At 48.7% G+C, this 13,563-nt stretch carries 15 protein-coding genes; 8 read left to right on the top strand and 7 right to left on the bottom strand.

The features are described from left to right. The 3 genes from VH86_RS13490 to VH86_RS13480 are packed head-to-tail and all read right to left on the bottom strand — an operon-like array spanning position 1 to position 2,754. Positions 1 to 1,329, bottom strand: coding sequence for an FAD-binding oxidoreductase (locus VH86_RS13490; RefSeq protein ID WP_045833162.1), 1,329 nt, complete (start codon positions 1,327 to 1,329; stop codon positions 1 to 3). An 18-nt stretch (positions 1,330 to 1,347) separates the two neighbouring features. Continuing rightward, positions 1,348 to 1,953, bottom strand: coding sequence for a helix-turn-helix domain-containing protein (locus tag VH86_RS13485; protein ID WP_045833161.1), 606 nt, complete (start codon positions 1,951 to 1,953; stop codon positions 1,348 to 1,350). A 51-nt stretch (positions 1,954 to 2,004) separates the two neighbouring features. Then, positions 2,005 to 2,754 carry a transporter substrate-binding domain-containing protein gene (locus VH86_RS13480; RefSeq protein WP_045833160.1) on the bottom strand — a complete coding sequence of 250 codons (750 nt, stop codon included), beginning with the start codon at positions 2,752 to 2,754 and terminating at the stop codon, positions 2,005 to 2,007. A 288-nt stretch (positions 2,755 to 3,042) separates the two neighbouring features. Here VH86_RS13480 and VH86_RS13475 point away from each other — a divergent pair, with 288 nt between their 5' ends. From VH86_RS13475 to VH86_RS13460, 4 genes are all read left to right on the top strand, one after another. Further along, positions 3,043 to 3,693 (top strand): amino acid ABC transporter permease, encoded by a 651-nt coding sequence (locus VH86_RS13475; protein WP_045815369.1) that lies wholly within the window; start codon positions 3,043 to 3,045, stop codon positions 3,691 to 3,693. Position 3,694: 1 nt separating this feature from the next. Beyond that, positions 3,695 to 4,462 carry an amino acid ABC transporter ATP-binding protein gene (locus tag VH86_RS13470; RefSeq protein ID WP_045833159.1) on the top strand — a complete coding sequence of 256 codons (768 nt, stop codon included), beginning with the start codon at positions 3,695 to 3,697 and terminating at the stop codon, positions 4,460 to 4,462. Between the two features lie 291 nt (positions 4,463 to 4,753). Beyond that, entirely contained in the window at positions 4,754 to 5,110 is a 357-nt protein-coding gene (locus VH86_RS13465) for a cupin domain-containing protein (protein ID WP_045815471.1), read from the top strand. Positions 5,111 to 5,558: 448 nt separating this feature from the next. Next, positions 5,559 to 6,968 carry an NAD(P)/FAD-dependent oxidoreductase gene (locus tag VH86_RS13460; RefSeq protein ID WP_369800332.1) on the top strand — a complete coding sequence of 470 codons (1,410 nt, stop codon included), beginning with the start codon at positions 5,559 to 5,561 and terminating at the stop codon, positions 6,966 to 6,968. Between the two features lie 98 nt (positions 6,969 to 7,066). Here the strand turns inward: VH86_RS13460 and VH86_RS25115 are convergent, their stop codons facing one another. Then, the gene (locus VH86_RS25115) at positions 7,067 to 7,372 is read right to left on the bottom strand and encodes a hypothetical protein (RefSeq protein WP_072050610.1); all 306 of its coding nucleotides are present in this window, start codon (positions 7,370 to 7,372) and stop codon (positions 7,067 to 7,069) included. Between the two features lie 45 nt (positions 7,373 to 7,417). After that, on the bottom strand, positions 7,418 to 7,642 hold the full coding sequence (locus tag VH86_RS13455) for a hypothetical protein (protein ID WP_045833158.1): 225 nt from the start codon (positions 7,640 to 7,642) through the stop codon (positions 7,418 to 7,420). A 1,217-nt stretch (positions 7,643 to 8,859) separates the two neighbouring features. On the opposite strand from VH86_RS13455, the gene VH86_RS26285 reads away from it, so the two are divergent. Together VH86_RS26285 and VH86_RS25110 are read left to right on the top strand one after the other, a co-directional pair. Beyond that, the gene (locus VH86_RS26285; RefSeq protein WP_045833157.1) at positions 8,860 to 9,852 is read left to right on the top strand and encodes an AIPR family protein; all 993 of its coding nucleotides are present in this window, start codon (positions 8,860 to 8,862) and stop codon (positions 9,850 to 9,852) included. A 2-nt stretch (positions 9,853 to 9,854) separates the two neighbouring features. Further along, a complete protein-coding gene (locus VH86_RS25110; RefSeq protein WP_082082860.1) occupies positions 9,855 to 10,634 on the top strand; it encodes an AIPR family protein in 780 nt (259 codons plus the stop codon). Positions 10,635 to 10,708: 74 nt separating this feature from the next. On the opposite strand, the gene VH86_RS13435 is transcribed toward VH86_RS25110, so the two are convergent. After that, positions 10,709 to 11,173, bottom strand: a complete 465-nt coding sequence (locus VH86_RS13435; RefSeq protein WP_045833154.1) for an Lrp/AsnC family transcriptional regulator — start codon at positions 11,171 to 11,173, stop codon at positions 10,709 to 10,711. Positions 11,174 to 11,332: 159 nt separating this feature from the next. Here VH86_RS13435 and VH86_RS13430 point away from each other — a divergent pair, with 159 nt between their 5' ends. Continuing rightward, positions 11,333 to 11,755, top strand: coding sequence for a DUF2000 domain-containing protein (locus VH86_RS13430; protein WP_045815390.1), 423 nt, complete (start codon positions 11,333 to 11,335; stop codon positions 11,753 to 11,755). On the opposite strand, the gene VH86_RS13425 is transcribed toward VH86_RS13430, so the two are convergent. Further along, positions 11,752 to 12,654, bottom strand: a complete 903-nt coding sequence (locus VH86_RS13425) for an AraC family transcriptional regulator (protein WP_045833153.1) — start codon at positions 12,652 to 12,654, stop codon at positions 11,752 to 11,754. The two genes, VH86_RS13430 and VH86_RS13425, sit on opposite strands and share 4 nt — an antisense overlap. Positions 12,655 to 12,753: 99 nt before the next feature. On the opposite strand from VH86_RS13425, the gene VH86_RS13420 reads away from it, so the two are divergent. Further along, positions 12,754 to 13,500 (top strand): SDR family oxidoreductase, encoded by a 747-nt coding sequence (locus tag VH86_RS13420; protein WP_045833152.1) that lies wholly within the window; start codon positions 12,754 to 12,756, stop codon positions 13,498 to 13,500. Positions 13,501 to 13,563 lie beyond the last annotated feature (63 nt).

The raw sequence follows: 13,563 nt of genomic DNA, 5'->3' as shown, positions 1-13,563 counted from the left end.
TTACATCATCTGCGGTTCGCGAATCGCATTGCCTTTGGCAAAGCGCGCCAGACTATAAGGTTCAGCATCCGTAAACAGCGGTTGATTATTCACCATCTGTGCACACAATAAGCCCGCCCCAGGACCGATGCCGAACCCGTGACCACTGAAGCCAGAGGCAATAAACAGGCCCGGTAATGTATCTATCTCATCAATCACGGGCACCAGATCTGGCGTGGTATCGATCCAGCCACCCCACGCATGATCGACCTTGATCCCTTTGAGTTGAGGATAGAGTTTAACCAGCATCAACATCGCTTCCTGCACAATTGCATTGTCCGCTGCCGGGTCTAATACACGGATTTTCTCAAATGGGGAGAGCCCCTGGTTGGACCAGGAACCTGCCGCCTCGGGGCCGTTAAAGAAGGATCCGTTAATACGCATCTTGAGCTTTTTAGCAATTTTGCTGCGAAACATCGGGTAGAACTTGGTGGCATAACGGATATTTTGTGGCGCCAAATCAATCTGGCCACGTCCGGAAAGCGCGACGGTGTAGCTACCATCCTGGCGGCGGCGAATGCACAAGCCACCCGCACTGAGACTGCCCTTAATGACTTCGGGCGCAGCCGTGGTTTTAAACGCCGAACCTAAAATATTCGCGGCAGGCAATTCGATACCGTACTGCTTGCAGAAACGCGAACTCCAGGCCCCACCACAGCAAATCACCCGATTGGCTTTCACTAATCCACGCTCTGTCCACACGCCGGTCACTCGGCCACCGCTGATATCCAGCCCGCGCACCGCACAGTTCTGATGCACCGAAGCACCCAGATTTTTCGCACCTGTTGCGATTGCCGGAGCCGCCATTGAGGGCTCTGCACGCGCATCACTCGGGGACCACACGCCGCCCACCCAAGGCGTATCATCACCAATCCGATCGCGCGTCTCTTGCGCCGTCATAAGATGGCTAACGAAACCGATCTGCCTGGCCTGCTTGCCCCAGGCTTCCCAGCGCGCCACATCTGCTTCACTTAGCGTGCCGTAGGTGATTCCCTGGCGGCTAAAGCCAAGATCGAGTCCGATTTCACCGCTCAACGCTTCCCAACGCTGCAAACTGCGTATCGCCATCGGCAGCTCATACAGATCGCGATTCTGCTGGCGGACCCAGCCCCAGTTGCGTCCCGACTGCTCACCGCCAATCACGCCTTTTTCAAACAGCGCCACGGAAACGCCCTGCTTTGCCAGTTCATAACTGACGGAAGTGCCGATAATCCCGCCGCCGATGACGATGACATCCACCGCGCTGGGGAAAGTTTCACTGTCTGCTACGGTATTCACGTTGATGCGCATGATGTTCAATCCTGACCTTTATAAATGTTGCTCAGAGGAAATATGCATGATCCACAACACAGTGGCGTCACTGGACGTCCGGTTAAAAATGTTGTGCGGTAGATGGCTCTGGAATTGAAAACTGTCACCGGGTGTCAAAAGCACGGTGTCACCGTCAATCTCCAGCGTGAGTTCACCCGCCATCACTAAGCCTGCTTTTTCCCCCTTCCCCATTAACATCTCAGCGGACTGCACGCCTGCCGGGATATTGATAAACATAAACTGCAAATCATGGTCGCCCGAGGGGGAAAGCATCTGTTTTGAAATTCCCTGTTTACCCACGTTAAAGTGCGGGCGTTCCGCGGCGCGCCGGACATAATGCTCAGCACCATGAGTGTGAGCTTCGGCCTCTTCCAGAAAGGCCGAAAGGGGGACTTTTAAGACCAGACGCAGTTGTTCCAGCACACGCACCGTCGGATTCGTCAAATTGCGTTCAATCTGACTGATCGCGCCAGCGGAAACATTCGCCAGCAGCGCCAGCTCAGTGATGGTCATATTCCGCGCCTTGCGCACACGTTTTACGCGGGAGCCGATATCCGCTTCCTGTGCGCCGAATTCCCCTTTCATGCTCGATTCTTTTTTCATCTGCTGAATTCCATTCGCATCCATGTCAGCTGAGCTTAAGGGTGTCATCAATCAGGGCATGCCCCATTTGGTTTTAATCGTCTGCAACGTGCCATCCTCTTTCATGCTGGTTAACGCGCTGTTGATCTGCGCCATTAACGCATCGTTGCCTTTCTTCACGCCAAACGCCATTGGGGAAACATGCTCCGGTTTATAGCCGTCCACGACATGCATGCCTTTTAGTCCACCCGCTTTTTCCTGCGCTTTTAATATCGGATAGTCATTTAATCCGGCCGCCACGCGACCCAGTGACAAATCTCGCGTCATATCCGCAGGGCTGTCGTAGACCTTCACTTCTTTCGCAATGCCGCTGGCCATCAGGCTTTGGGTATAATCGGTACCGGCCATGGTGCCCACCACTTCACCCTTAAGATCCTGCCAGGAGTTATAGGCTTTTTTATTGTCATCCCGCACGATCAATCCCGCGCCAAAAGCCGTCACCGGTTGTGAGAACGTAATGCGTTTTGCGCGCTCTTCAGTCGGCGTCATTCCCGCCACTATCATGTCAATCTTTCCGGCGATAACAGATTGTATCAGCGTGGAAAAAGGGATTGCGCTGTATTGGATGTCCAAATGCTCACGTTTAGCCACTTCTGCGGCCACATCCGGCATAAAACCCTCAATCTTGCCCGTTTGGGTGTTGAGAAAGGTAGTGGGTGCACTCGATGGCGGTGAACCCGCGGTTAACACCGCTGCACTGGCATTGAAACTCAACGCAGCCGTAAGGCCGAGGATCATCAACGGGGAACGAATAGCAGACATGACTCACTCCTGGGTGCAATGAAAGGGATAACGCTCTTTTTCACTATAATGAAAATTGAACACCTGCTGTCAACGATTTATTTAATGAAAATGCGCCAACTCACAAAATAACAATAAAGCCTTTGATTTCACTAAATATCACACCTATAGCTTGTTCGTATGAGCGTAATAAGTAAATGCTATCTCTGTCATGAGAGTAATGATTGACAGCGATTTGCTATCAACGATATTCATTATAATGAATTTATCGCCTGATTTTAGGGTGACACTACAAGCCAGGAGAACAAAATGGACTGGAGCAGCATCCACCAGTATCTGCCCTTTTTATTGAAAGGGGCTGAAATGACGATCTATATCACCCTTTTGTCTCTGATAATCAGTACGCCATTGGGGTTGATTTTTGCCGCAGCCAAAATGTGTCCGTGGAAAATCATTTCATGGCCGATCGCCACCATCATTAACATCACGCGTGGTCTGCCGATGATTGTGGTGCTGTTTTATATCTACTTTGTCTTCCCGGATATTGGCATCACCCTCACTTCGTTTCAGGCCAGTGTCATTGGTATCGCCTTTTGCTTTTCCACTTATATCGCTGAAATATTTCGGTCCGGCATTGAATCGGTTGATCGCGGGCAGCTTGAAGCCGCGCGATCAATGGGCATGAGTTATGGCAAAGCCATGCGCCGCGTGGTGCTGCCTCAGGCTTTCCATGTTGCCTTACCCCCGTTCAGCAATACGCTCGTGATGATGCTCAAGGACTCTGCGCTGGCTTCGACCATTGCGGTGACGGAAATGACACGTCAGGGCCAACTGATTGCCGCCTCGACATTTGATAACACCACGGTGTATACGCTGGTGGCGCTGTTATATCTGGTGCTTTGCCTGCCGCTGCTGGCACTCACCAAAAAGCTGGAAAAACGTCAGATTAAAGGGGCTTGAGATGATTGAAATTCATGAAGTACACAAAAAATTCGGCCCCATTGAGGTGCTGAAAGGCGTGAGTTTCAAGGTCAGCGAAGGCGAAGTGGTTTGCCTGATTGGCCCTTCGGGTTCAGGTAAATCAACCATTCTGCGTTGCATCAATGGCCTTGAAACTTATGAAGGCGGCGACATTACCGTGCTCGGCCAGCGCGTCAACAATAAGCATAAGAGCATTAACGATCTGCGGCGTCAGATTGGCATGGTATTTCAGCGTTTCAATCTTTTCCCGCATCGCAGCGTGCTGGAAAACGTGATGGAGGGTCCGATTCACGTCAACGGTGAATCCCGCAACGTAGCGGAAAAGCGCGCCAAAGACTTACTGGCAATGGTGGGCCTGGCTGAGAAAATCAACGCATGGCCAGCCCAGTTATCCGGCGGACAGCAACAGCGCGTGGCGATTGCCCGCACGCTGGCCCTACAGCCCAAAGCGATTTTATTTGATGAGCCCACCTCCGCACTTGATCCCGAATTAGTGGGTGAAGTGCTGCAGGTCATGCGCAATCTCGCCCGTGAAGGGATGACCATGATCGTGGTCACCCATGAGATGCAGTTCGCTCGTGAAGTGGCCGATCGCGTCTGCTTCCTGCACAGCGGACAGATTGTAGAACAAGGTCCCGCTGACAACCTCCTGTTGCGACCGCAAGAAGCGCGCACGCAAGATTTCCTGCGTCGTGTCTTAGGCAATACCGTGGCGCAATCCTGTTCATGCTGCCAAACGCTCAGTTGAGCGATGATGCCCTCATTTATGCAAGGTGCAGGCAGGCGATCTGCAGGAACCGACTCAGGTGAGTGACCGGGGCGATAGGAAGGTCGCCCACACACCAGCAGCATGATGTATCCCGGTCATCCAAAAGTTTCTGCCAAAGCCGTGCGAATAATCATTCAAATATGTTATTTGCACGGCAATAAGTCCCCTCAGGTTTTACTGCAATCCCTTAATCTAAATTGAGTTTATTCCCCAATGCACTTTGCCATTGTGGTGGGTGCTATTTGTCACTGCTTACAGGAAAAAGAACTGATGAAAGTGCAAAAAATTGAACAGCCGGCCTTAATTGAAACAATGGAACCCTGGGGCAGCGTAGAAGGCTTACCGGGCAGTGGCACTATTGCGCTTTCCGGTATCCAGAAAGTGATTCCCGGTAAAGAAGATATCGATACCGGTATATTTGAATGTGCAGCAGGTTCCTATCGTCGCTCAGTTAAACAGGCTGAAATTATGCATTTTCTTAACGGCACAGGTTCATTTACCCCTGATGGCGAAGCAACCCTGAATTTTAAACCGGGTGATTCCTTTTTCTTCGAAGCCAATACTGAAGGGACCTGGGTCATTGAAAACACGATGCGCAAACTGTATGTCATTTTTGATGCCAGCTAATTGGCTTCTGCTCTGAAGTTGTAGCTTAGTAATCCCGCTCTTGTTTTCTTCAATTCTGTCTTCATCTTTCCTTCCAAATCCCCCCAACGCCACTCATTTCACGCTGGCGTTGGCTATTTGCTGCAGCTCAATCTCTTACCTAATGACTTCAATCCCCTGGGTGCCAATCTGTTTGAAAAAGGGTCTGAAACACTCAATTGATCAAGTTTCAACCAAACCACCTTCTTAAGACCTACACAAAACAGGGTTGTCACATATTTTACAAATAGAAATAATCTGTATACATCATGTATACATGAAATATACCTAGAAACATAAGGCACACATTTCTTAGCAATGCGTAACGTCGCTGTCTGGCCCGAATTCGGATAGCGCAGTCAATTTTTAGAACATTTTATCTGCATCGAGGAGTCTTTTTTACATGGGTATTTCCAGAAGGAAATTGTTGGTGGGCACAGGAATCGGTGCCGGAGTCATTGCCGCTGGCGGTAGCGCAACGCTGTTAACAGACAATCTGCCAAAGGATCCAGATTCGCTACTTCGGATTGATGCATTGCCTTCCGATGATCCCACGCCGGGTTGGTTCCACACCAGTCAAAAGCGTATTCCCAAGCCTGCGCTGGTCGGTGATGCCAAAGCGCCATGGGTGGTGATTGGCGGCGGTTTTGCCGGTCTGGCGGCAGCGCGTCGTCTAGCGCTGAACTTCCCTAACGATCAGGTGATTTTGGTCGAAGCACAGCAGGTTGGTTTTGGCACTTCTGGGCGGAACGCGGGCTTCCTGATCGACGTGCCGCATGACATCAGTGCACCGGATTACATTGGCGATAAAACCGTTGCCCGCAATATCCTCAATCTGAATCAGACCTGCCAGCGCATCCTTAAGGACCTGGTGGAAGAGCATAATATTACCGACGCGCACATGCGCCACTCCGGTAAGTACCAGGCAGCCGTTGAAGACAGCGGAATCGCGGTACTGGATGCCTATCGTGGTGGCCTTGAGGCCTTGGGTGAAAAATGCAAAATCATTGAAGGCGGTGCGCTGAAAGACATTTTCGGCACCAGCTTCTACCGCAAAGCGCTCTACACGCCGGGCACCATTCTGGTTCAGCCTTCAGGACTGGTGAAAGGTCTGGCAGACAGTCTGCCAGAAAACGTGACGCTGTATGAAGATACCGCCATCACTGCGATTGAGTATGAACCGCAGATCGTGCTGCATCACGCGACCGGCCGCATCACTGCCGATAAGCTGATTCTGGGCAATAATGCCTTTGGTACCCATTTTGGCTTCGGCCCGCGTACCATTTTCCCTATCTTTACCTACGGCAGCCTGACCCGTCCGTTGACCAAATCCGAGCAGGACAGCATTGGCGGGGAAGATTTCTGGGGCATCATTCCAGCGGATCCGTTCGGCACCACTTCACGTCGTACCCATGACAATCGCATCCTGATTCGCAACAGCTTCAGCTTCAACGAAGATGGGCGCCACAAGCCGGGCTACACCGAGAAGTATCGCCACACCCATCGTCAGTCATTTGAACGTCGCTATCCGACGCTAAAAGATGTGCCTTTCGAACACACCTGGGGCGGTGGTTTAGGCATGACGCGCAACGGTTCCAGCCTGTTCGGCGAACTGCGCAAGAACGTATATGGCGCGCTGGGTTGTAATGGCCTTGGCACCGTACGATGCACCGCCATGGGCACCATGCTGGCCGACTGGCTGGCGGGGAAACGCAACGATACGATTGATTACCTGCTGTCATTGCCGAAGCCTGAGTGGAATCCGCCAGATCCGTTTCTGACGATGGGCGTGAACTTCACGCTCCGCCGTGGCATGCATAATGCGGGGCTAGAGGCGTAATTAAAAATGGCAGCCATTTGGCTGCCATTTTTTAGGAGACGATTTGACTCTTAAACTCATTGTTAATGCTATATTTCACACTTTACTCAGCATCCGAATCAATATTTCGGCGTTTTAGAACCGTACTTCCCGGTGTAAGGAGTATAGTTACCACGGGTATTAAAATTGTCGTATTGCGTTGAATTTCCTTGCGTTCTCATGTGCGGCTGAACATAAGTGCCGTCATGTTTCTGATATCCATTAACTCGCTCATGATAGGGACTGCTGCCAGTCCCATACCCTGATGATTTTGGCGCAGTATAACGGTATGTACTCGTTGACGATGGCGAGTGATAACCATAACCACGAGCATGTGCAACTTCAGTTAAAGATGCCAATGCAATTATCAAGACTAAATATTTCATGCAAATTCCTGAAAATTACTTCCATGAAGTTAAAATATTAATTACTTAGCTCTTTATTTCATTGGTTTTGATGATAACTTCGCGTGGTTTAAGTTGCTGAATTGCACGGCAGATGCAATAGGGGATCACAGCCCATGCAAGTCCCATCGCAGCCCCAGCGGCTTGCTGAGGTGCACTATCAGCCGCCCAAACCATAATTACGCCTTGGATAAATCCAATAACTGAACAAACAATTGAAGCTTTCCACATAGACTTTTCCTTTTCGGTCATTGCATCCAGATTATCCAGATCGGATTAGCACTTACTAAGCAATGATGATGTTTACATCTCTTATCGTAGATGCTTTTTACATTTTCAATCCCAATGACCTCATCGTCATTTTTGATTAAAACTTGACTGCCATATTTAGTAGTTGAAATTACTTAGCATCTGATAATGAAGTTTGCTCTTAGTCGGTTCCGGTGATGAAGAGTGAAATTAAACTGCCAAGTGGCTTCCTACTATTCACACAACGAGAAAAATTAAAACACCCACCTCACCACCGCGTTGTATCGCCATCCCTTCACACCGTTACCATCGATTTCTTAGCGGTAATCCGCTTCAGCGTATAGCGAAAGATCATGCTGCAAACTCGCCTTTCCCCCAATGCCCAAATCCAACACCTGGCCGAACCGACCGCTTTCGAACCAAAGGCTGTTGTCTGCATTCAAAGAGCCTATTTTCGCCTTCACCGTACCACCTCTAGCTTGATAGTAATATAAGGCGTGTACTAATTCTGGCTGGCATCTTGCCAGCCGCGCGAAAGACGTGCGCCTAAGCGGCCAATCGTCTGGTTTTAGTCGTCATAGGATACAAGCGTGGCCTCGCGAACAGTGGGACTGTTCATTTCATTTGTAGCCAGGTGCCGTAGTGCGAGCCCGTGTCACTGTCGAAACTACTTGAGCTGCACCCGTCTGCTGCCTACAGTTTAATGCGTGTGTTACTGCGCGTGTTCGCCACGCCACCTCGCAGACTCTCCCCTGCTCCATCGAAACATGTAAGGTTTCCGCTCTGTTGCACCTTGCTTAATACAGTTCAAATTTGTAGGGATATCACTGAAACATAAGATTTAAGAAAATGACAGAAATGTTCAAATTTAAAAATCGACCTTGGGGCGAAAGGATAGGTTCATTAAATCATAAAGAACAAACCCATGAAATCACTCCTTTGGCATTGTTCATCGTTTAGATTAGAAAGCACAAAAAAACGTCATGAGTTAAGACACTCACAACCCTGCACCCCCCCCATAAATTTGACTTATTAAAAAATAACTGACTTTTTTAAACTCAAGGGCATTTAAAATATATTGAATGTCGCATGAGAATAAAAAAATCTTGCATTAAAATAACAAACAAACAACTATATTTCTCTAGTGCGATCACAACTCTTCCTTGATGTATTTCTCACCATTCGCATCAAGCCAAACTAATTTTAAACAAGAATATGTTATGGAATACACAGCATTAAATGATAGTCCTTATTGGGTTGCCCTTCAGCAGAGAGATGACCTTAAGGAACATGGAAACCTAAACTCTGCTCTATATGCTTTAGAATTACACGGCGAATTAGATGATGTAAACCTGATTGCCCCTGATATTATTACTGAAGGCGGTGATGACGAAAATATTGATATTCTTTACGTAGACCGTGATGGAAAGAGAATCTATTTAATACAATCATTTCAATCTCCTTTATTTCGCTCTCAGGGTGCAAAACCAACTAAAGCTCAAGAGACGGCTTATGCAGAAACTGCACTTTTTTCTGCTGACCTCGCATCCATACCTGCAAGAATCAGAACTCAAGTCGCCGAAGCAAGAGAAGCACTAAAAGACGGCGCTATAGAGCGTTTGAATATTTGGTTTTTGCATAACTGCCCAGAGACAGATGAATGTGAAAGGCCTCTTAAGGCAACTGGAATGTCGGTAATTTCAAAACTTAAAAATGATTATCCAGGAAATAACATTATAGTAGACTCAAGGCAAATAGGCCTAAATTCGCTTGATGAGCTTTATAATTCGCAACATAGTCCGATATTGATATCAGATGTCATTAAGACGAATGAGTTACCTGGCTTTTTTGAAAAAAACAATGATGAATGGCAGTCATTTTCAACCTCAATTTCTGGGGAGTTCCTAAAGGAACTTTATGAAAACTATGGTGAGGATAGACTTTTTAGTGCAAATGTCAGGTCCTACATGGGAAGCAACAAAAGAGATCTTTCAATTAATGATCGAATTAAAGAGACGGCTCAAAATGATTCTGGTAATTTTTTCGTTTATAACAATGGAGTTACTGCACTAGTTCATGATTTTTCATTTTCAGTAATTCCCGGTCATCCCTCTCTAGGGGTTTTAGATTCAATCACCGGAATTTCAATTGTAAATGGAGCTCAGACTACTGGCAGCATTTCTCATATTAAAGGTAAAACAAAAAAGACTTAAAGATTGGCGTTAGATTTATTAAGGTAGGTAATGAAGATAAAATACAAGACATAACATTAGCTAATAACTCCCAAAATAAGGTTTTAAGATCTGATTTTAGGTCTAGCGATCCTATTCAGAACCGATTGAGAAAGGAATTCGCTAAAAGTAAGGATACACTTTATACTGGTGGCCTTCGTAAATCTTTATCACCGCAGCAGAAACGCATACTATTACCAACTGATACCGTAGCTCAAATACTTATAGCTTTCCATGATCACCCAACAAATGCTTATCATAATAAGAAAGATATCTGGGATGACGATAATCTTTACAAAAAGTCTTTTAATGATTCCATAACTAAAGGTCACATAGTTTTTGTATTCACTTTGAATGAAGCCATTGCTCGTACAAAAAAACATTATGGAGATCAATTCAGACATGGCAATTTGCCTGTAGTAGATCAAGCTAAGCAGGCTTTCCTCAGTCGGCCCGGAGTTTCGTTGTTAATCATCAATGCAATATCAAGTATGATGGAAATCATAGCAGGTCGCGCCATCCCCAACAAATACACATTGGCATTTATTGATTCAGTTCACCGAGAAGATGCTATTGGTCTATGGATGCCAGTAATAGTGCGCCTTTTAACTAGGTCTAATTTATTAGATCCAGCCACAGAGGCTAGATTATCTAAAAGAAAAACTGTAAGTGAAACCATATCTAGATTTCAGAGTGATATGGATATGTATCGTGATGATTTCCACATGCTGCTTCCAGACTTCGTTAAAAAACTGACATATTAAAATTAATAGGGTGCAGTTATGCACCCTAAATTAGTATTAAAAAAGAAAAAATAATTCAACAGTTAACCTATGTCCTATATTGATAAAGGAAATCCCGTCATCCCTTTCACTTCCTTCAGCACAAACATACTCTGCATCTCTTTAATTCCCGGCAATCGCCGAATAACCGACATCGCAAAGTCCGCATAGGCATCCATATCTGCCGATACCACCTGCAATAAGAAGTCTGCATCGCCGCCAATACTGTAGCAGGAGACCACATTTTCCAGCGCGGTCACTTCTGCTTCAAATTTACGTGCTTCGGCCTCGCTATGGCTGTCGATGCTGACCCGCACGAACACCATCACATTCAGGCCAATCTTGCGCCGGTTAAGCACGGCGCGATAGCTCTGAATCACCTCGTCTTCTTCCAGCTTGCGCACTTTGCGCCAGGTGGGCGATGCCGACAACCCAATCGCATCAGCAAGATCCTGATTCGTCACGCGCGCATCCTGCTGCAAATGTTCCAGTATTTGGATGTCTGTCTTGCTTAAACTCATTTAAGGTTAATCCTTTCCATTGATAGCGTTAAACAGGAATATTCATCCTTAATTCATGCGTTTTTCCATGAACTCCGCAAGCACTTTTCTTACAGCCTGCCGCATAATTTTTGCCTCAGCCACCATGGCGCTTAATCTCAGTCGCTTACGGAGTTACCCATGCAATTCGATCCTCACCAACATCGCTGCACCCTCATCATCGACAACCAGTTACCGACCGGACTGGCGCTGAATGCAGCCAGCGTCATCGGTATCAGCTTTGGCAAGTTGGTTGATCATATCGTCGGCCCGGATTTGCAGAGTGAAGATGGATTCAATTATCCCGGTGTGATTTATGCTCCCCTGCCAGTGCTGCTGGCGGAAGGTGACTATCTGCGTGAACTGCAAAAGGCTAGCAACGCGGACCCAGAGATCTTCGCCATGCCGTTTAGTGCGCTGGCGCAGTCTTGTAAGACCTACGAGGAGTATGGCGAGCGAATTGCCAGCGCCCACAGTGACCATATTGAGCTGGTTGCAATTGGTCTGATTGGCCCCAAAAAGAAAATAACTGGTTTGACGGGTAATCTTAAACTGTTCCGCTAGATTTCCCGTTGAGCGGCAAACCATGCGGGCGGTTGCCCCACATAACGGGTGAAGGCCACACTAAACGCACTGGCGGAACGATAGCCGACGCGTTCTGCGACATCCGCTACCGCCATATTTTTGCCGCGCAGTAAATTTTTGGCCAAAGCCATGCGCCAGGTGAGCAGATAGACCATCGGCGCTACACCCACTGCTGCGCGGAAACGCACAAAGAACGCCGAACGGGATAACGCGGAAACTTTGGCTAATTGCGCCACAGTCCATGGATGCGCAGGGTTGGCGTGAATGTCGCGGATGGCCGCCGCCAGGCGTTCGTCGGCTAAACCGCTCATCACGCCAGGGCAAGCATTACAGATTGGCATTGAACGCAGCGCCTCGATCAGCAGCAATTCCAGCAAGCGTTCCAGTACCACATGGCGAGCAGGACGCTGCGCACGACACTCATCCATCACCAGTTGTACCAGCGTGGTCAACCGTGACTCACCGCGAATATGAATAAATTGGGGTAACAGCGAGACGATTAATCCCGCATCTGGCGCACCAAACTGGCAATAACCAATCAGCGTTTGAACTTCGGCAGGCTGTTGCTGATCGCCGATCCAGAATTCACCGGGGCTGAGCATTTCCGGCAATGTTTCAGGTGCATCGTCTTCGGGTGGCTCGGCACTGCTCATACAGAATTCCCACGCTGCCGGGATCAGGACAAAATCGCCCTGCTCAAGCGGGATCGGTTCATGCCCTTTCATCTTCAACTGACTACGCCCAGCCAACACCAGGCAGTAAAATGGCTGTCCGGTTTCACTGCGATTTACGCGCCAGCGGCCATTGGCGCGTGCACGTTTTGAGAAGGCCGCCTGAGGTTGCAGCAGTGACACTATCTCAGCAAGGGGATCGATCATTATGGACTCCTGCGAATGAAATGTGGACTTTGCATTGTAGTGAGTCCATCTCACTGACTCTATAGTGAGCCTCTACCCAATGCAATGCAGGAGTAAAATATGAAAACGATCCTCATCACCGGCTGTTCTTCTGGCTTCGGACACGCCACCGCGCTCTATTTCCTGGAACGCGGCTGGAAGGTGATTGCCACTATGCGTCATCCTCGCCCGGCGCTATTCCCGGCTTCGGAAAATTTACGTTTATTGCCGCTGGACGTTTCTAATGCAGAAAGCATCAATCGGGCAATCGCGGACGCAGGCGAAATCGACGTGCTGGTGAACAACGCCGGGATTGGTGTGCTGACTTCACTGGAAGGCACGCCGATGTCCACCGTACGCGAAGTGTTTGAGACTAACACGCTGGGCACGATCGCCATGACGCAGGCGGTGCTGCCTCAGTTCCGCGCCAAACGCAGCGGTACGGTGATCAACGTGACGTCCACCGTGACGCTGAAATCGCTGCCTTTGCTGGCGGTGTATACGGGTAGCAAAGCCGCCGTCAACGCGTTTACGGAATCACTGGCGCTGGAGTTGCAGCCGTTTAATGTTAATGTGCGGCTGGTGTTGCCAGGCCTGGCGCCCACCACCGATTTCGGCAAGAACGCCATGCCGCGCATGGAGGAAACTTTCCTCGACGCCTATCAGCCGATGCTGGATGGCATTATGGCGGGCATGCACCAACCGCAACCTACCACCAAAGCCGACGATGTCGCTGCCGCGATATGGCAAGCAGCCACAGATCCCAACGCACCGATGCGCATTCCCGCCGGGGAAGATGCGGTGGCATTGGCCAACGAGAACGGTTGAGCACAAAACCTGGTTAATAGCTTACGGCTTGTCAGTTAAGCGGCGGGTGATAACGCAGTCTGG

Source organism: Pantoea sp. BL1, assembly GCF_000963985.1.
Classification (GTDB): domain Bacteria; phylum Pseudomonadota; class Gammaproteobacteria; order Enterobacterales; family Enterobacteriaceae; genus Pantoea; species Pantoea rwandensis_B.
Note: the sequence above shows the minus strand (reverse complement) of the source record. Positions and strands in the feature narration are given on the sequence as shown.